This window comes from Pseudomonas sp. UC 17F4, assembly GCF_900101695.1.
Classification (GTDB): Bacteria; Pseudomonadota; Gammaproteobacteria; order Pseudomonadales; family Pseudomonadaceae; genus Aquipseudomonas.
In genome coordinates, this window is record NZ_FNKV01000001.1 from 2,756,069 (window position 1) to 2,773,993 (window position 17,925).

General features: G+C 64.9%; 21 protein-coding genes. 10 read left to right on the forward strand and 11 right to left on the reverse strand.

Going from position 1 to position 17,925, the window contains the following annotated elements:
* Window positions 1-14: 14 nt before the first annotated feature.
* Window positions 15-803 (forward strand): suppressor of fused domain protein, encoded by a 789-nt coding sequence (locus BLR26_RS12820; protein ID WP_093381047.1) that lies wholly within the window; start codon window positions 15-17, stop codon window positions 801-803.
* Between the two features lie 104 nt (window positions 804-907).
* Here BLR26_RS12820 and BLR26_RS12825 read toward each other — a convergent pair whose 3' ends face one another.
* Both BLR26_RS12825 and BLR26_RS12830 read right to left on the reverse strand, forming a co-directional pair.
* Complete coding sequence (locus BLR26_RS12825) at window positions 908-1,549, reverse strand: LysE family translocator (protein WP_045194649.1); 642 nt, start codon at window positions 1,547-1,549, stop codon at window positions 908-910.
* Window positions 1,550-1,592: 43 nt separating this feature from the next.
* Entirely contained in the window at window positions 1,593-2,465 is an 873-nt protein-coding gene (locus BLR26_RS12830; protein ID WP_093381050.1) for a LysR family transcriptional regulator, read from the reverse strand.
* Between the two features lie 132 nt (window positions 2,466-2,597).
* Here BLR26_RS12830 and BLR26_RS12835 point away from each other — a divergent pair, with 132 nt between their 5' ends.
* Window positions 2,598-3,899, forward strand: coding sequence for an NAD(P)/FAD-dependent oxidoreductase (locus BLR26_RS12835; RefSeq protein WP_093381052.1), 1,302 nt, complete (start codon window positions 2,598-2,600; stop codon window positions 3,897-3,899).
* Between the two features lie 47 nt (window positions 3,900-3,946).
* A complete protein-coding gene (locus BLR26_RS12840; protein ID WP_093381055.1) occupies window positions 3,947-5,035 on the forward strand; it encodes a polyamine ABC transporter substrate-binding protein in 1,089 nt (362 codons plus the stop codon).
* Window positions 5,036-5,050: 15 nt separating this feature from the next.
* Here BLR26_RS12840 and BLR26_RS12845 read toward each other — a convergent pair whose 3' ends face one another.
* Window positions 5,051-6,109 carry an NAD(P)-dependent alcohol dehydrogenase gene (locus BLR26_RS12845; RefSeq protein WP_093381058.1) on the reverse strand — a complete coding sequence of 353 codons (1,059 nt, stop codon included), beginning with the start codon at window positions 6,107-6,109 and terminating at the stop codon, window positions 5,051-5,053.
* 180 nt (window positions 6,110-6,289) lie between these two features.
* Here BLR26_RS12845 and BLR26_RS12850 point away from each other — a divergent pair, with 180 nt between their 5' ends.
* The 7 genes from BLR26_RS12850 to BLR26_RS12880 all read left to right on the forward strand — a co-directional run bounded on the left by BLR26_RS12850 (window position 6,290) and on the right by BLR26_RS12880 (window position 11,683).
* Window positions 6,290-7,642 (forward strand): vWA domain-containing protein, encoded by a 1,353-nt coding sequence (locus BLR26_RS12850; protein ID WP_093381061.1) that lies wholly within the window; start codon window positions 6,290-6,292, stop codon window positions 7,640-7,642.
* 82 nt (window positions 7,643-7,724) lie between these two features.
* Window positions 7,725-7,949 (forward strand): MbtH family protein, encoded by a 225-nt coding sequence (locus BLR26_RS12855; protein ID WP_038994517.1) that lies wholly within the window; start codon window positions 7,725-7,727, stop codon window positions 7,947-7,949.
* Between the two features lie 9 nt (window positions 7,950-7,958).
* Complete coding sequence (locus BLR26_RS12860; protein WP_045194635.1) at window positions 7,959-8,678, forward strand: thioesterase II family protein; 720 nt, start codon at window positions 7,959-7,961, stop codon at window positions 8,676-8,678.
* Between the two features lie 63 nt (window positions 8,679-8,741).
* Window positions 8,742-9,293, forward strand: a complete 552-nt coding sequence (locus tag BLR26_RS12865) for a hydrolase (protein WP_093381064.1) — start codon at window positions 8,742-8,744, stop codon at window positions 9,291-9,293.
* 14 nt (window positions 9,294-9,307) lie between these two features.
* Entirely contained in the window at window positions 9,308-9,802 is a 495-nt protein-coding gene (locus BLR26_RS12870; protein ID WP_093381067.1) for a DUF1543 domain-containing protein, read from the forward strand.
* A 72-nt stretch (window positions 9,803-9,874) separates the two neighbouring features.
* Window positions 9,875-10,543: a hypothetical protein gene (locus BLR26_RS12875; RefSeq protein ID WP_093381070.1), complete on the forward strand. Its 669-nt coding sequence runs from the start codon at window positions 9,875-9,877 to the stop codon at window positions 10,541-10,543.
* A 60-nt stretch (window positions 10,544-10,603) separates the two neighbouring features.
* The gene (locus BLR26_RS12880; protein WP_093381072.1) at window positions 10,604-11,683 is read left to right on the forward strand and encodes a DUF1615 domain-containing protein; all 1,080 of its coding nucleotides are present in this window, start codon (window positions 10,604-10,606) and stop codon (window positions 11,681-11,683) included.
* A 61-nt stretch (window positions 11,684-11,744) separates the two neighbouring features.
* Here the strand turns inward: BLR26_RS12880 and BLR26_RS12885 are convergent, their stop codons facing one another.
* Genes BLR26_RS12885 through BLR26_RS12920 form a run of 8 tightly spaced genes read right to left on the reverse strand, consistent with a single transcriptional unit; the run spans window position 11,745 to window position 17,854 of the window.
* Window positions 11,745-12,665 carry a metal ABC transporter solute-binding protein, Zn/Mn family gene (locus BLR26_RS12885; RefSeq protein ID WP_093381075.1) on the reverse strand — a complete coding sequence of 307 codons (921 nt, stop codon included), beginning with the start codon at window positions 12,663-12,665 and terminating at the stop codon, window positions 11,745-11,747.
* Window positions 12,662-13,561 (reverse strand): metal ABC transporter permease, encoded by a 900-nt coding sequence (locus tag BLR26_RS12890; RefSeq protein WP_045194622.1) that lies wholly within the window; start codon window positions 13,559-13,561, stop codon window positions 12,662-12,664. Before BLR26_RS12890 ends, BLR26_RS12885 begins: the two co-directional genes overlap by 4 nt.
* Complete coding sequence (locus BLR26_RS12895) at window positions 13,561-14,310, reverse strand: metal ABC transporter ATP-binding protein (RefSeq protein ID WP_045194621.1); 750 nt, start codon at window positions 14,308-14,310, stop codon at window positions 13,561-13,563. Before BLR26_RS12895 ends, BLR26_RS12890 begins: the two co-directional genes overlap by 1 nt.
* Entirely contained in the window at window positions 14,307-15,224 is a 918-nt protein-coding gene (locus BLR26_RS12900; protein ID WP_045194619.1) for a metal ABC transporter substrate-binding protein, read from the reverse strand. Before BLR26_RS12900 ends, BLR26_RS12895 begins: the two co-directional genes overlap by 4 nt.
* 14 nt (window positions 15,225-15,238) lie before the next feature.
* On the reverse strand, window positions 15,239-15,808 hold the full coding sequence (locus tag BLR26_RS12905; protein WP_093381079.1) for a DUF6162 family protein: 570 nt from the start codon (window positions 15,806-15,808) through the stop codon (window positions 15,239-15,241).
* Window positions 15,805-16,119, reverse strand: coding sequence for a hypothetical protein (locus BLR26_RS12910; protein WP_045194616.1), 315 nt, complete (start codon window positions 16,117-16,119; stop codon window positions 15,805-15,807). Before BLR26_RS12910 ends, BLR26_RS12905 begins: the two co-directional genes overlap by 4 nt.
* Window positions 16,119-16,655 (reverse strand): hypothetical protein, encoded by a 537-nt coding sequence (locus BLR26_RS12915; protein WP_045194615.1) that lies wholly within the window; start codon window positions 16,653-16,655, stop codon window positions 16,119-16,121. The genes BLR26_RS12910 and BLR26_RS12915 overlap by 1 nt, the downstream gene beginning before the upstream one ends.
* Entirely contained in the window at window positions 16,652-17,854 is a 1,203-nt protein-coding gene (locus tag BLR26_RS12920; protein WP_045194614.1) for a PepSY-associated TM helix domain-containing protein, read from the reverse strand. The genes BLR26_RS12915 and BLR26_RS12920 overlap by 4 nt, the downstream gene beginning before the upstream one ends.
* Between the last annotated feature and the right edge of the window lie 71 nt (window positions 17,855-17,925).

The following is a 17,925-nucleotide window of genomic DNA, read 5'->3' on the forward strand; positions in this document are numbered from 1 at the left end:
CGCAAGGATCGCCGATGAACATCTTCAAAAAACTGCTCGACGCATTTAAACAGCCAGCGTCCCAGGAAACCCCGCCAATCCTGCAAGCTGAAGCCGACAACCAGGCCGCCAGGCTTGCCAGCGAAGCCTGCCTGGATCGTCACTGGAGCAGTGTCGGCACAGTGGAGCGCGATGTCCTGGCCTACCTCATCAGCCCCAGCTTTGCCGGTGGCCCGCACTGGCCCTCGACCCGCCAGGCCTACCGCGTGGTGCGCCGTGGCGACTCGATCATCCTGGCAACCGAAGGCTTGTCCGACCCCTTCGACGATGACCAGGGGCAGGGCAATGGTTTCGAGATGGAGTTGTTCGTCGAAACCCCGGACATTCCCGAACATGCCCGTGGGCCGTTGGGCGAAGTCGACCCGTTCAAGGGCAGCTGGGCCTTCGAGCTGATCGAGAACATCGCCAAGACCGTGGCCGATGCCGGTGGCATCACCCAGCAGTTGGAGCGCTACGGCGCGCTGTCCCTGGAACTGCCCGGGTTCAGTGAATCGCACCACATAGCCAGTCAGGTGCCCAAACACTTCGTCACCGACGACGACAGCATCGGTGTACTGTTGGGCGGCCCGGCGCCAGACTTCCCGACCCGCCTTCAAGACATGCCGCTATCGCCCGTCACCTTGGTACCGGTGGTGCTGATCACCGCGGCGGAGCTTGAATACATCCGCGCCGGCGGCGGCGCGGCTCGTGCCGATCTGGTCAGCCGCCTACAGGCGGCCGGAGTGGGGCATGTCAGCAGCCTGCAGCGCGCCAGCGTGGTGTGATGCGGCCGTTTCAGTCAACACATCAATTATTGCCCGATTTGCGACCGCTACCCGTTCGATCGCTGGCAAGGCCAGCGCCCACAAGGTTTACGCTGCTCTGCGGATCAAGCGCCCTGACGGCGCATGGTCAGGATCGCCGCGCCAAAGCAGATAAACGTCGAACCCACCACCCGGCTGACCCAGCGTGAGAACGCCGGCCGGGTCAGGACGCCCTTGGCCCGCGAGGCGAGGGCGGCGTACAGGCTTAGCGAGGTCAGCGACAAGGCCATGAAGATCGCCGTGAGGATCAGGAACTGCGGCAGCAGCGCGGCGCTCTGGTCGATGAACTGCGGGAACAGCGCGGTGAAGAACATCGTTGCCTTGGGGTTGGTGGCAGCGGTGAGGAACGCCGATTTGTACAGCTTCAAGCGCGATGGCTTGACCTGTTCCTGGCCTGCGGCAACGTCGCTCGCCAGCATCGGGCTCTTTTTCATCAGCTGTTTGGCACCGAGGTAGAACAGGTAGCCGGCGCCGAGGATCTTCACCGCGTTGAACAGCCATTCGGAGCTGGCCAGCAGGGCACCGAGGCCGAGCATGGCCGCCGCTGACAGGCAGAACAGCCCGCTGGCATTGCCCAGTGAAGACCACACCGCGAAACGCGGCCCATAGGCCAGGCTGTTGTTGATCGCCATCAGCGTGGCGGGGCCAGGGCTGGCGATGGCAATCGCGGCAACCAGGGTGAAGGCAAGCAGTGCGTGAAGATCCATTTTCAGGCTCTAGAAGGTGGAGTAGGCACAGAATGTAACAGGATCAGCCACCGCTCTGCTCGGCAAACCACTGCATCACCAGCGCACACGCCGGATGCCCGGCCCCTGCCGCCTGCAGGCACAACGAATAGACCCCGCCGGTTTTCAGCGGCTGGCCGAACGGCACGACCAGCACGCCACGATCGATCGACTCCTGCGCCAGAGTCAGGTCGGTCATCGCCACCCCCAGGCCACGCGCTGCCGCATCCAGGGCCAGTTCGTCGAGGTTGAAGGGCAGGTGCCGGTAATCCGCCAGCGCCTTGTTACCCCGCACCGCCAGCCATTGGCTCCAGGTCTGCTGGTCGGTGGAGCCATGGAGCAAGGCGAAGCGGCTCAGGCCGGCCTCTGAGCCCAGCCCCAGGCCGGGTTTGCACACCGGCACCAGGGTTTCCTCGAACAGCGTCGTGCAGGCAGGATCGCTGGATGGCGCCGGCAGGTAAACGATGTAGGCATCGCTTTCACTGCCCGGCTCGACAAGCTCTGTGGCCACGGTCTCGATCGCCAGCGAGATGTCCGGGTGCAAGCGATAGAACTCGTTGAGCCGCGGCAGCAGCCAGCGCACCGCCAGCGACACATGCATGCGGATGCGGAACGGGCGCTGTTGCGGCGACAGGCGTTGTTCAAGGCTTTGCAGTTGCTCGAGAATGCTCCGCGCGCTGGCCAGTACCTGCTCGCCCTCGGCAGTGAGCTGCAGGCTGCGGCTGCTGCGCACGAACATGGCCACGCCAAAGTGGCTCTCCAGCAACTGAATCTTGCGGCTCACCGCGCTCTGGGTCAGGCACAGGCGGTGCGCGGCCTGGGTGAAGCTGCCTGCATCGGCAACGGCGACCAGCGCCTGCAGGGCTTGCAGTGAAGGCAGGTGGCGAACTTTATCCATGCGTTTTTCGAATGCCCCGATGAATTTATAACGTTGGTTGAATCGGCACAGACCTTTTAAATTCTGGCCATGGCAACCGCCACCAGCATAAAACGTCCATGCGCTGTGTGCATACAGGTCGAGAGGTAATGCATGAAAAACCAATGTGGCTGGATTGCCCTGGCGGGCAGTTCACCGGCACGCGCTCGGCTGAGCGGCGCACAAAAAGCCGACTGGCTGGTGATCGGCGCCGGCATCACCGGGCTCAGCGCCGCCCATGCCCTGGCCGAGATGCACCCGCAGGCGCGGGTTGTCGTGGTCGATCGCCAGAGCGCTGCGCAAGGCGCGTCGGCGCGCAATTCCGGTTTTGTCGTCGCCCATGAGCACCCGGCAGACAGCGAACTACTGGGGCGCCCGGGCTTTGCCGGCTACGAAGTCGACACCACGATCGGCCAGGCCGCCAGCAACGAAGTGCGCCAGCGCATCGCGCGCCACAACATCGACTGCGAGTTTCGTGACGACGGCTACTTTTTTGCGGTCAACGACCCAGACAAACTCAGCCAGGTCGAAGCCAAGCTGGCAACCCTGCGTGCCGTGGGTGCCGAGGCGCAGTTCCTGCAAGGCGCGGCGCTCAAGCACAGGCTTGGTAGCGGTCATTACCAGGCTGCGATCTGGTGCGGCAACGGCAATGCCTTGCTGCAACCGGCCAAGTACGTGAAAGGCTTGCTCGATGCATTGCCAGCCAGTGTCACGCTGTACGAAGACACCGATATCAGCGGCCTTGAGCGCCTCGGCCAGGGCGGGATTCGCGCCAATACTGCCGATGGCAGTATCGAAGCCAAGCAGGTGCTGGTGTGCCTGAACGCTTTTATCCCGCGTGCCGGCATCGATCACAGCGCCACCTTTGCCATGGAGCTCAGCGCCAGCCTCACCCGGCCGATGACCGACGCCGAGTTCCGCGCCATCGGCAACGTCGAGCCCTGGGGCGTGCTCTCGACCCGGCCGCTGGGCGCCACAGTACGCCTGACCCCGGACCGCCGGGTGATGATCCGCAACACTGCCGAATACCGTGCCCGCGACCTCAACCCGAGTGAACTGGCCCAGCGTCAGCGGCACCACCTGCGCGGCCTGCAGCGGCGCTTTCCGTGGTTTGGCGCCGAAGATATCCAGTTCACCTGGAGCGGCCACCTCAGCGCCTCGCGCTCCGGCCAGGCGTATTTCGCCCGGGTCGAGGAGGGCGTGTTTGCCGTGGCCGGCTGCAATGGTTCGGGTGTCGCCCGCGGCACCCTGTGGGGGCGCTTGCTGGCAGAGCTTGCCAGCGGCCAAAGCTCACCGCTGCTGACCTCGGTCATGGCCCGCGCGCAACCCGGCTGGCTACCGCCCAAGCCGCTGCTCGACATCGGTGCCATGCTGCGTATGCGCGTGGAAGCGCTGCGAGCCAGGACTGAAATCTGACCCCACCTAGCCCAACAAAAACAAAGCTCGCCAAAAGGTGATTGATCATGTCATGCAAAACCCTGCCCCTGGTTGCCTTGCTCGCCACCTGTGCCACTGCCGCCCAGGCCGTGGAAGAAGTGAACATCTCCAACTGGAACGGCTACATCGCCGACGACACCTTGCCCAGCTTCACCAAGGCGACCGGTATCAAGGCCACCTACGACATTCATGACAGCAACGAGGTGCTCGAGTCCAAGCTGATGACCGGCAACACCGGCTATGACGTGGTCAGCCCCTCCAACCACTTCATGTCGCGGCTGATCAAGGCCGGGGCGATCCAGCCGCTGGACCGCAGCCAGTTGCCCAACTGGCAGAATCTCGACCCGCTGCTGATGAAAAAGCTCGAGGTCAACGACCCGGGCAACCAGTATGGATTCCCCTATATGTGGGGCACCGCCGGCATTGGCTACAACGTCGAGAGGATCAAGGCGATCTTCGGCAGTACCGACGTCACCCGTTCGTGGAAGCTGTTGTTTGACGTTGAGAACATTAAGAAGCTCAGCCAGTGCGGCGTGGCGATCATCGACAACCCGACGCAGATCCTGCCGATCACCCTCAACTACCTGGCCCTGCCGCACCACAGCCACACGCCTGCGCACTACAAGCAGGCCGAACAGGCGCTGCTGAAGATCCGCCCCTATGTGCAGTACTTTCATGCCTCCAAGTACATCAGTGACCTGGCCAACGGCAATATCTGCGCGGTGATCGGCTTCAACGGTGACGTGGTCCAGGCCGCGGCCAGCGCCAGGGAAGCCAACAATGGCATCGAGATCGCCTATTCGATCCCGGAGGAGGGCTCGACCCTGTGGATGGACATGTTGGTCATCCCCAAGAGCGCGCCCCATGAGAAAAACGCCTACGCCTACCTCAACTACCTGCTCGACCCGCAGGTGATCGCCAACGTCAGCAACAGCATCCACTACGCCAACCCTAACAGCGCGGCGGATGCGTTCCTGGCGCCGGCGGTCAAGGACGATGCGGCGATCTACCCACCCAAGCGCGTGATGGAAAAACTCTTCACCGTCGAAGACCTGCCGCCGGCCATCGCCCGCCTGGGCACACGGCTGTGGACCAGGCTCAAGTCCAACACCTGAGCCCCCGAGGCGCTGTCAGGTCTTGGCAGGCGCCTGCAATGAGGCCATGTCGATGACGAAGCGGTAGCGCACATCGGAGCGCTCCATGCGCTCGAAGGCCTCGTTGATCTGCTCCATGCGGATCATTTCGCAGTCGGGCAGGATGTTCTTCTTGGCGCAGAAATCGAGCATTTCCTGAGTCTGGGCAATCCCGCCAATCGGCGAGCCGGCCAGGCGCCGGCGGCCGAGGATCAAGGGTACGGTCTGTTGCTCGTCGATCGGCCCGACCTGGCCGACGATCACCAGGGTGGCGTCGATGTCGAGCAAGGCCATGTAGGGCGACACATCGTGGCGCACCGGGATGGTGTCGATGATCAGATCGAAGCTTGAACGGGCGCTGGCCATGGCCTTGGCGTCGGCAGACACCAGCAGCTTGTCGGCACCCAGGGCCAGGGCGTCGGCGAGCTTGTCGGCGCTGCGGCTGACCACGGTGACATCGGCGCCCATGCCAGCAGCCAGTTTCACCGCCATATGGCCCAGGCCGCCCAGGCCCAGCACCGCCACCCGGCTGCCGGGGCCGACATTCCAGGTGCGCAGCGGCGAGTAGGTGGTGATCCCGGCGCACAGCAGCGGCGCTGCCTTGGCCAGGTCCAGGCCTTCGGGCACGCGCAGGACGAATTCCTCGCGCACCACAAGGTGCTTGGAGTAACCGCCGTAGGTCGGCGCCCTGGTGATGCGGTCCAGGCCATTGTAGGTTTGGGTGTTGGTCTCGCGGCACAGTTGTTCTTCGCCCTTGCGGCATTGGTCGCACTGCTGGCAGGAGTCGACCATGCACCCCACCGCCACGGCGTCGCCGACCTTGTAGCGTTTTACTGCGCTGCCGATTGCCGTGACCCGGCCGACGATCTCGTGCCCGGGCACGATCGGGTAGCGGCTGATGCCCCAGTCGTCGCGGGCCTGGTGCAGGTCGGAGTGGCACACCCCGCAGTAGAGGATCTCCATGGCCACATCGTTGGCGCGCAGTTCGCGGCGTTCGAACGGGAAGGGGGCGAGGGGCGCGTCGGGCCGTTGCGCTGCATATCCGATGGTGTACATAGGCACCTCTGAAGGTTGCGGACGGAGGGCAAGCTCAGCGCTTCAATATAGCTACCCGGGCGACTTTTGCCGGCCGTAGCCTCAGGCGACCAATGGTGGCGTTATGTCAGTTAAGCGGTTTGACAGGGTATTCACCGTGGCTATGATCCAGAAACAGCCCATGAGCAGGGAGCACAGGGCATGAGCACCGTTTCAGTTGTGCCGATCATCGATATATCGGAAAGCATGAGCCAATATGGGCACGTCGAGCAGGCGCTGATCGACACCCAGGCGTTCCTGCGCTTGCACAAGGCCGGTGACAAGCTCGCGGTGGTCGCCTGTGACCACAAGGCGCGCACAGTGTTCACCGGCAACGGCGGCCTGGCCACGGTCGACCCGTTGCTCAACATCACCGCCAGCGCCGCCACTGCGGTCGCCGGGCTGGCCTTTGACGGGCTGTCCAGCGCCATCGGCCTGGGCCTGCAGCACAGTCGCAGTTTTCTCGACGCCTCGCGGCTGTCCCGCGCCTGCGTGCTGCTCAGCGACGGTCAGCATAATGACGGGCCTCCACCGCTGGAGGTGCTGCCGATCTACCCGGTGATGGCCTGCGCCCTCGGCCCGCAGGCAGATCAGCACCTGTTGCAGCAAATTGCCCAACGCACCGGTGGTCGCTACTTCTATGCGCCGCGGGCGGTGGACTTGATGAAGGTCTACAACCAGATCCGCGCCTCCAGTGCCAGGGCGGCGCTACTGAACAACCAGTTGTGCGATATCGCCCAGCATGGCTACCAGTTGATTCCGGTGGTGATCGGCCAGCGCCCGGGTGCTGCGCAGTTGTCGCTGGTGTGGTCGCGCCGCGAAGTCAGCTACACCAGCGCCAGCCCGCGCGGCAATCAGCTCTCAGTAAGCCTGGTCGACCCCAGCGGCGCCGTCAGCCCGCGGGCGCCGAGCATCATCGGTGCCGGTTTTGTCATCTTCAATATTCCCCAGCCGGCACCGGGGCAGTGGTACCTGCAGGTCGAGTTCGCCGGCAGCGGGCAATCGATCAGTTGCACCGCCGGGGCGTTGCAGCACGGGGCAACGGTGCGCAGCGGCCTGGCCGACATCCGTCTGAGCGTGGAGATGGCCGTGCGGCACACGGCCGGCCAGCCGCTGCCGCTGACGGTGCACCTGGAGGCCGGTGGCGAAGTGCTCAGCAATGTCCGCGCCCATGCCATCGTGCAGGGGCCGACCATCAGCCTGGCCGACGCCCTGATCAAATACGACGACCAGCTCTACACCGTGCAGGCGCTGCCGTTCGACCGCGCCCAGGGCATCGCCGAACCCCTGGCGCGCCTGGCTGCGCTGCGCCATACCTTGCTGCCGGAACTGGACATCCTCGCCCATCAGGAACGGGTGGTGCACCTGGGCAGCGGCGCCGGTCAACTCGGTACCTGGCTCGACACTCCGGTGCCGGGCTCCTACAGCGTGCAGGTAGTGGTCAGCGGCGAAAGCCAGGCTTCGGGACCGTTCCAGCGTTGTGAGCTGGTCAGTGTGCTGGTGACCGCGGATTAATTTATTGCACCTGTCGTTCGTTCTCTTGAAAGCCACCGTACGCCATTGGCGTGACGGGCCCAATCAATCGAGGAGACAGGCAATGACATCGGTATTCGACCGCGAAGACATCGTGTTCCAGGTGGTGGTCAACCACGAAGAGCAGTATTCGATCTGGCCCGACTACAAGGCGATCCCGGCGGGCTGGCGGACCGTGGGCAAAAGCGGCCTGAAAAAAGAATGCCTGGCCTACATCGACGAAGTCTGGACCGATATGCGTCCTTTGAGCCTGCGCCAGAAGATGGCCGAAACCGCTGCGGCGCAGTAAGGGGCGGCCGTGTCTGCATTGACCCTGCTGTGCCTGCCGTATTCCGGCGCCAGTGCCATGGTCTACAGCCGCTGGCGGCGCAAGCTGCCGGCCTGGTTGCAGGTGCGCCCGGTGGAACTGCCCGGGCGCGGCGCGCGCCTGGGCGAGCCGCTGTTGACCGACATGCAGGTGCTGGCCCGCCAGCTGGCCAGCGAGCAACGGCTGGCGGCCAGCCAGCCGTATGCCTTGCTCGGCCACAGCCTGGGCGCCTTGCTGGCCTTCGAGCTGGCCCACGAGCTGCAGGCGCTGGGCTGTCCGCCGCCGGTGGCGCTGTTCGCCTGCGGCACGGCTGCGCCCACCCGGCGTGAAGACTACGACGGCGGCAAGTGGCGCGAGCCCAAGAGCGATGAAGTATTGATCGACGAGTTGCGCACCTTGCAAGGCACGCCGGAAGAGGTGCTGGCCAATCAGGAGCTGATGAGCCTGACCCTGCCGGTGCTGCGCGCCGATTTCCTCTTGTGCGGGCGCTACGTATATCGCCAGCGCCCGCCGCTGCGTTGCCCCGTGCATGTGCTCGGCGGGGAAGACGACAAGGCCAGCGAAGAGCAACTGCTGGCCTGGCGCCAGGAGAGTGTCGGCGACTTCTCGCTGGAGATTTTCCCCGGTGGCCACTTCTTCATTCACGAGCATGAAGCGCGCGTGCTCGGCGTGCTCAGCGCTGCCCTGGAGCCCCATCGGCTGTCGGCTTGAGCATTGACGCAGCGCGGTCTGATGGGCGAGCCTTGGGCTTTACCCGCAACCCAGGGGCAGAGGATGTTGATCAAGCCGAATCAGGCCAGCTTGCTGGTCATCGATGTTCAGGAAAAACTCATTGGCGCGGTCAGCGACCCGGCCGGCACCCTCGCACGCACCCGCTGGCTGTTGGCGGCGACCGCTACCCTGGGCCTGCCGACGGTGTTTTCCGAACAGTATCCCAAGGGCCTGGGGCCGACCGTGGCGCAGCTCAAGGAGGCTTCGCCCGGCGCTGCGGTGGTCGAGAAACAGCACTTTTCCTGCGTGGCTGCCGAGTGCCTGCCGGCAGCGCTGCTGGCCCGCGAGCAGGTGATCGTCTGCGGCATGGAAACCCATATCTGCGTCTTGCAAAGCGTGCTCGGCCTGCTTGAGCTGGGTAAGCAGGTGTTCGTGGTCGAGGATGCCTGCGACTGTCGCGGTGCCCACAACCGTGACGCCGGCATTGCCCGCATGCGCGCCGCCGGGGCGCAGATCGTCACCCGCGAGATGGTGGTGTTCGAATTGATGGGCAGTTCGGCCCATGAACAGTTTCGCCACATCAGCAAGACCTACATGGTGGGCGAACAGCCGTGAGCGCTACACCTTCGATGCTGTATGTGGTGATGCTCGGCGGCAAGCACCCGCGGGCCAGGATCGAGGTGCACGATGTGGCCTTTGTCGTCGGGCCGTCGCTGGCGGCCTGTTACCCGCAGTTGCGCGAGCAGTGGTTCGGCAGCGCCAAGGGCCTGCATATCGACTCCTGGCTTGAGGTCGACGGGGTAGAGGGCTTCAAGCTGGGCTGGTCGGACCTGCAACCGGCGCCGGGCGAGCCGCGCCTGTACTTCATCAACCTTGGCGGTTACGAGCCGGGCTGCTTTGGTGAGGCGCATCACTACCTGCTGGTGGTCGCCAGCAACAAAGAGCAAGCCAAGGCCAAGGGCAAGCAGCAGATGGCCCGGCACTGGAGCAAACCGCACACCGACGCGTTGCTGGATGTCGACGACTGCGTGGTGGTCGACCAGGTCGGCGGGCGCTATGTGACGCTGCAGCCGGGGCCACACGCAGCCTTGGCCCAGTACAGCGACTACCTCATCCTGTCCTGAGCCGCAGGTGGTGGTGTTGCGCGCTGCTGTGCATTACAGTGCGCGCCACTTCATTACTTACAGGATGTTCAGATGAAACCGCGTGCATTGCTGACTATCGGCTCGACCCTGGCCCTGGCCTGCCTGCCCTTGTTTGCCCAGGCCCAGGCCACCGTTGCCCAGGTCTTCAATGGTGAAATGCTCGGCACCAACCTCAAGTACTTCGAGTCGGTCGCAGGCATTGCCCGCACCAGCTTCGGTGACAAGCACACCTATAAGGTACAGGGCTGCGAAATTACTGCCGACGCCGCCGGCGGCAGCATCAACGACCTGCGCCTGCAGCTGTCGCCGACCTGCAAGGCCGACCTCCGCTCGTTCATCGGCACCTTCGCGCCAGCGGCCAACCAGCCGCTGACCATCGCCGCCCTGCATGAATCCACCGGTGGCCCGCTGGAGTTCTACGCCGACTGCCTGGAGATGTGTGGCAACGCCGCCGACCCATCGGTGTATGCCTTGTGGGAAGGGCCGCATGCGGTGGGCTTCACCCAGGTCCTGGCCGAGGTCATGCTCACCGACGACGCAGCCATCGCCGCCTCGAGCAAATGGGCAGACGAGATGAAGAAGCACAAGGGCGAAGACTTCGTCATGGAAAACCAATACAACTGCGAGCGCAGCTTCGATCCGGCTGCCCTGCAGAGCTTCAAGCCGGTGGCGATCACGGCGGTGACCATCGGCACGCAACTGAGCAAACCAGGCTGCTGATTGCAGTCGTGCCCGCGCGCCGCTACTGTGCAGCTATTGCCCGATGCGGCGGGAGGGCTTATGCAGGTAACCGGTTGGCTGGTTGTGATCAGCGCGCTGCTGGCGCTTCAGGGTTGCGTCACCCAGGGTGAAGCCCCTGAGCAGGACCCGGCCAAGGTGCGCGCGCAGATCGTGCGCCTGCTGCCGGCCAGCGCCAACGACCGTGAAGGTTGGGCGCGGGATATCCAGGGCGCCTTCGCCGCGCAGCAGCTCAGCGCCAGCAAGAGCAACCTGTGCGCGGTACTGGCGGTCACCGAGCAGGAATCAACCTTCCAGGCCGACCCGAAAGTACCGGGCCTGGGTCGCATCGCCCGGCAAGAGATCGACCGCCGCGCCGCCAGCCTGCACATTCCCAAACTGCTGATCGACGCCACCCTGCAGACCCGCTCGGCAAGTGGCAAAACCTACGGCCAGCGCCTTGATGCGGTGCGCAGCGAAAAACAGCTCAGTGACCTGTTTGACGAACTGATCGGCGCCTTGCCCATGGGCAAGACCCTGCTCGGTGGTTTGAACCCGGTGCGTACCGGCGGGCCGATGCAGGTCAGCATCGACTTTGCCGAGCAGCATGCCAAGGGTTATCCCTACACCTATGCCGGAACCATTCGCCAGGAGGTCTTCAGCCGCCGTGGCGGCATGTATTTCGGCATCGCCCACCTGCTCGGTTACCCCACCCACTATGACCGTCAGCTGTACCGCTTCGGCGACTTCAATGCCGGTTGGTACGCCAGCCGCAATGCGGCGTTCCAGAGTGCTCTGAGCCGCGCTACCGGGGTGAAGCTGGCGCTCGACGGCGACCTGATCGCGCCGGGGGCGATCATGCCCGGCAGCACCGAGCAGGCGGCCAGGCGCCTGGGGCAGAAGCTGGACTTGCGCAATGTCAGCATCCGCAACCAGCTGGAGAAGGGCGATAGCCTGGAATTCGAAGACACCCGCCTGTACAAGGGCGTGTATGCCCTGGCCGACGGTGCGGCGGGCAAGGCGGTGGCGCGGGCGCAGCTACCGGGGATCGAACTGAAAAGCCCGAAGATCAACCGCAAACTGACCACGGCGTGGTTTGCCAAGCGCGTTGATGAGCGTTATCAGCGCTGTATGAAACGTTGAGCATCGCGGGTCAAGTCGGGTCGCCGCACCGCCGCTCCCACAGGGACCTGCGATGAGGCCCTCAGCTATTGCCGGCGACCAAAGCCCCCACCACCTGCTCGACACTGGCCTTCAACCCCGCCAGTGAATCCTGGGCATCGGTCTCCACCACCAGCAGCTTGGCCCCGGAGGCTGCTATCACCTCGGCGACTTCCTTGCTCGGCTGCTTGTGATGAAGCACCAGCGCCACCTCCTGGTTCTTGAGCTCATCGCCCAGGCGCTTGAGCGCCGCCGCATCCCACTGGTCATCGGCCACCTGCGGGTGGTCGATCAGGTCCAGGTTCAATCCGCTGACCAGGTAATCCAGGCGATCCGACAGGTTCACCACGCTGAGGTTGTCCGCTTCGGCCAGGCGCGCTTCGCTGCCGGCACTGAGCTCGAGCAACTGGCGTTTGAGCGCCGCCAGGTTGCTCTGGATTTTCGGTTGGTCGGCCGGGCTCAAGCGCCCCAGGTCGTTGGCCAGCACATCGGCCATGCGCCCGAGGTTGCTCGGGTTCAGCCACGGGTAGCCGGCAAAGGCATTGTTGCCCTGCACGGCGATGCCCGGCAGGGCGCCATCGACCGGGCGCGCGGCGTCGATCTCGACGATGCGGATATTGCTGCGCCGCGCCACCGGGTACAACGGGTCGTCGCTCCAGATCGAGCGCAGGCCGATCACCGCATCGGCGCCGCCAGCAGCCTTTTGCAGGCTGGCACCACCGCGGCCGCTGAAGTACGAGGGCTGGCGCGAGGCCGGAATATTCGCCGGCGCTGCCCGTTGCAGTTTTACCGAGGTGCCGTCGAGCAGGGCGCTGGCCAGCGTGTTGGTCACCGGCAGTGAGGCCAGGACGGTCACCCCGGCCGCTTGTTGTTTGGCCGCTGCCGGGGCGCTCTGGGCCAGGCTCAGGGTCGGCAGGCCGGCCAGGGCCAGGGCCAGGCACAGGTGCTGGAGTTTGAAGGTCATGCCGGGTTTCCTTGCAGGCGTGGAACAAGGCCGCGGGCGAGGGCGGCGAGGGCGAAGCAGCAGCCGGCGACGAGGATGATCGCCGCACCCGAAGGCACCGGCAGGTCGAAGACGATCGGCAGCAGGATGCCTACCAAAGTGCTCAGGGTGGCGATCAGCACCGAAGCCCAGAAAAAGCCCTTGAGCGACTGGCTGATCAAGCGCGCCGCCGCTGCCGGAATCACCAGCAAGGCGCCGACCAGAATTGCACCGATGACTTTCACCGCCGCCACCGTGACCAGGGTCACCAGCACCACGAACAGGTAGTCCAGGCTCTTCACCGCAACGCCGCGCACCGCCGCCAGTTGCGGGTTGAAGCTGGCCAGCATGATGCGGTTGTACAGCGGCAAGGCCAGGGCCAGCACCAGGCTGCCGACGATGCCGAGCACCAGCAGGTCCTGGCCGCTGACGGTCAGCACCGAGCCGAACAGCACGTTCTCGAGGATGTGCACGTTGATTTTGCCGGCCAGCATCAGCAGCAGGCTGGCGCCCAGGGCCAAGGATACCGAGAGGAACACGCCGATCAGGGTGTCGGGCGAGAGCCCGGTGCGGTTGCGCAGAAAGTTCAGCAGGATGCCGAACAGCAGGCAGTAGCCAAACAGGCTGCCATAGGGACCGGTGTAGGGTTCGCCAAGCAGGATGCCGATGGCAACGCCGGTCAGCGCCGCGTGGCCGACCGCTTCGGAGAAGAAGGCAAAGCGCTTGACCACCACCAGGGTGCCAAGGCCGCCGAGCACCGGGCCGATCATCAGGCCGGCGAGCAGGGCATTGACCACAAAGCCGTAGGCCAGGGCCTCGGGCAGGTAACCGGCAGTGGCCCAGCCCTGGATCAGCAGGCGAAATTCTTCGTAGTTCATCAGGCAGTGCTCTCGCTGCGCGGGTGGATGGAGAACAGGCTGAGCAGGCGGTCCGGGGTCAGTGCCTGTTTCGGTGGCGCATCGAACAGCACCCGGCGACTCAGGCCGGTAACGCGGTCGGCCAGGCGTGCCACGGCTTCCAGGTCGTGTTCGATCCACAGCACCGTGGTGCCGGCAGCGCGCCACTCGTGCAGCAGGCGCTCGAACACCTGGATACCGGCCTCGTCCAGCGCCGACATCGGCTCATCGAGCACCAGCAATTGCGGCGCCGGGATCAACCCCTGGGCCAGCAGCACGCGCTGGCGCTCGCCCCCGGAGAGGGCGCCCATGCGCCGCTTGCGCTTGTCGAGCATGCCCACCCGCTGCAGCGCCGCGTCGATGGCCGGCGCCACCTTGGCTGACAGGCCGAGAAAGGCCGGGCGGCGCTGGCACATGGCGGCCATGAAGTCGTCCACGGTCATTGGCAGGCCACGGTCGAATTCCAGGGCCTGGGGTACGTAGCCGATGATCTGCTGGTCGCCCGGCCAGGTCAGGGTCAACTGGCCCTGGTGCGGCATCTGCCCGAGCAGGGTCTTGATCAGCGAGCTCTTGCCGCCGCCATTGGGCCCGACCAGCGCATGCACGCTGCCGGCGGCAACGTTGAAGCTGACCTTGTCGAGGATGCGCGTGCGGCCCAGGGTCAGGTCGACCTCGGCGAAGGCAATGTCCGGCCCGCAGGCGCGGTTGAGCAGCGGCTGGGCCACGGTCATGCCTGGGACTCCTTGATCGCCCGCACCACGGTGTCGAGGTTGCGCTTCATCTCGACTTCGTACTTCTCCTTGCTGTATTCGCCGTAGGAGATGTGCGTCAGCGGGTAGATCTTCACCCCTGACTCACGCTGGATGGTTTCGACATAGGCCGAAGGGAAGTCCATCTCCGAGAAGATCACCTTCACATCCAGGGCCTTGAGCTGGTCGATGGTCTTTTTCAGCTGGCTCGGGCTGGGTTCGATGCCATGGGCCGGTTCCACCACGGCGGTGACCTCCAGGCCGAACTCGCGCACCAGGTAATCGTAGGCGGCGTGGATGGTCGCCACGCGAAATTCGGCGCCCGGCGCTTCGGTGACCTGGGCCAGGGCTTCGGCGCGCAGTTTGCGCAGGCGCTTGGCGTAGGCGCGGGCGTTCTGGCTGTAGTACTTGGCGTTGTCCGGGTCGAGCTTGCCCAGTTCGCGGGCGATGTTGTTGACCTGGGCGATGCTGGCGCTGATCGACAGGAAGGTATGCGGGTTGACCACCTTGCCGGCGCCGCGCGCGGCCACGCCGGTGGCGGCCAGCAGCGGTACGTTGCTGTTCGATTCGATGGTGGCGATGGCGGGTTTTTCGCTGGCGGCGATCATCCGGTCGGCAAAGTCGTCATGGCCGACGCCGTTGAGCACGATCACGTCCAGGGTACCGATGCGCTTGATGTCCTCGGCCCGTGGCTCGTAGGCATGGGGGTTGAAGCCGGCCGGAATCAGCGGCACCACCTCGGCCTTGTCACCGACGATATTGCTTACATAGCTGTAGTACGGGTGCAGGGTGATGCCGATGCGCAGCGGCTTGCCGTTATCGGCCACGGCCAGGGCGGGCAGGGCGCAGGCGAGGAACACACTTAGAAGGCGACGGGCGAGGGTGGCGCGAAACATGGGGCGTCCTTGTGTCAGTGACGATGCTGGCGGGTGACGCCGGCGTCGTAGTGGGCGGCGATCTGTTGCCAGCTGGCGGCGATCAGCGCGGCCTGGCTGAAGTCGGCAGGGGCGCTGGCGGAAGGGCTGCGCTGCAGCCAGACGTCGGCTGTGCCGTCCACGGCTTCGGGCACCAGCAAGAGGAAACTGCCGGCCACCGTGCTGGCCTGGCTCAGGCCCAGGTAGGCGCGTTCCTGCAGCAGTTGCCAGTGGTGCTGGCCGCGGCTGGCGGCGCTGGCATCGGCGACGAAGGGCGGGAAGCCTTCTTCGGCCAGGTCTTCGACGGTCAGCAACTGTGGGGCTTCTTCGCGGCGTGCCTGGATCTCGTCGAAGGCCACCCGCAGGTCGGCATACACGCCTTGCTCGGCGGCCGTCAGGTCGCGGCGGGCATCCAGTTGGTGGGCCTCGATGCTGACCTCGTCATGCCGTTCGCCGCGCAGGGCGACGATGCCGGCGGCCACCGCCAGGATCAACAAACTGACCAGCAGCACGTACAGGGTTTCATGCCCGGCACCGGCCGGGCGCACCACCTGCACGCGGCTCATTGCTCGATATCTGCGTAGTCGATTTCCACCACGTGGCCGGGGCCTGCGTCGAACAGCACATAGAACTCGCCTTCAGGGCGCTTGAAGGTCAGCTTGGAGTTTTCCCCCAGCTTGCCCGGCACCAGGATCTCTTCGTTGTAGCCGATCACGTCGAGGGTTACCCCGGGCGCGCCGCTACCGTCGGAAAAGCCGCCGGTGCATTCGATTTGCCCGCCATCGATCGGCTTGCATTCGCACATCGGGTTGTGGGCCATGGCCTGGCCGCTTGCGCCAAGCAGCAGCAACGCCAGCAGCAGTTTGCGCAACGTCATCATTTGCCTCCTTGTTTGTTCAGCCAGGCGACGGTGGCCGGCGAGGCCTTGCTCAGCGGCACGGCAGCCTGCTGCATGCTGCCGTCCCAGCCTTCGAGGGTGATCCAGATTTCGGCATCGGCGCGGGTCTTGGCCGGCACTGGCAGGCTGGTGCTCATGCGGTACGGGGTGCCGAAAAAAATCGTCCCGGCGGCGCGCAGGCTGCGCGGCTTGCCGATGCGCAGGTAAGCGGCCTTGACCTCGGGAATGCAGGCCTGGCACAGAGCAATGTTGAAGGCTTTGAAGTAACCGGCAGGGCCATCGGCGCGCGGTGCTTCATCGCGCAACTCGGCCAGCTGCACGCTCCACGGCCCGACCTTGATCTCGCCCAGCTCGCGCTCGCCCAGACCGCTGTCACCGCGAAACAGCGCGGCATCGGCAAAGTACTTGGGCATGAAGCCGAGCGGGATCAGCAACAGCAGGATGTTCAGGTGAAAGCGCCACTTGTGCCAGAAGCGGCTCAACGGGCTTTGCGGCGCAACTGCTGCCTTGCTCATAGGCTGGCCTCCGTGGCGGTGTCGGTAGCACTGGCGGTTTGCTTGCGCGGCCGTTGCTCGCGCTTGAGGGCGGCAGCGGTGGCCTGGGCGGTGCGCTTGGTCCAGATCAGCAGGCCGCTCAAGACCATCATCGACAGCACCAGGCCGAAGAACGCCCAGATCAGCTTGATCGCCAGGCCGCCGAAGTCACCGGTGTGCAGCGGGCGCATGGATTCGGTGACGAACTCCAGGGTCGAGCGGTCGTTGATCAGGAACTGCGCCTCGATCTTGCTGTTGTACGGGTTGACGTTGACGGTCTGGAACATCAGCGGGTACCAGCCGCGCCCGCCCAGGTAGACGTGGGCGTAGGCGTTGCCGGGCAGCGACACGAAGCTCACATCAAGGCCGGGGATCTGCTCTTTGGCGATGCGCGTGGCGTCATCCAGGCTGATGCGCGGTGCCGGTGCGCCGGATTCGGTGCGCGGCACGTCTTCGCGGGCAATCACCGGCACCACCGGTTCGGTGGAAATGGTGATGTGGTTGTCACCGAGGATCGCCTGGATCAGGAACCAGGTGCCGGTGATGGAAATCACCGCAATGAACCAGATCGACCAGATGCCGCTGAGGCGGTGGAAGTCGCCCCAGAAGATCCGCGCGCCATGGTTAAAGCGCAACGTCGGCTTAAAGAATCCCTTCCAGAAGCGTTTATAGACCACCAGCCCGGTAACCAGCGAGGCCAGCATCGGCAGGCCGAGCAGCGACACCAGATACCAGCCCCAGCTGTAGCCATTGGTGAACGGCACCAGCCACCAGCCGTGCAGGGCACGGGTGAAACCCTCGAAGTTGAACGCCGGGCTCTTGCCCTGGATCGCCCCGGTATAGGGGTTGACGTACAGGGTCGGGGCGCTGCCGTCGGGGAAGGTGACCGCCGCGGTCAGGGCAAAGTGCGAACCGTCCGGCTGGCTGATAAAGCGCACGGCCATGTCCGGCTCGGCCTTGTGCAGGGCATCGAGCACCTGCTGGAAGCTCAGCCGCTCGGCGTCGCCGTCAGGCTTGCTGGCGCGCACATCAGGGTTGGCCAGCCAGACGATCTCCTGGCTGACCACCGCCAGGGTGCCGGTGACGCAGACGATCAGGACGAAAAACCAGATCGGCAGGGCGAGCCAGCTATGGACCAGGAACCACAGCCTGGATTTGGACTTTTTCGCTTTCTGGGACATTGCAGGTGTCTTTTCAGAGAAATTGAGGTCGAGCCAATGCTCAGCCTAGGGACTGCAATAGATAAGACGAA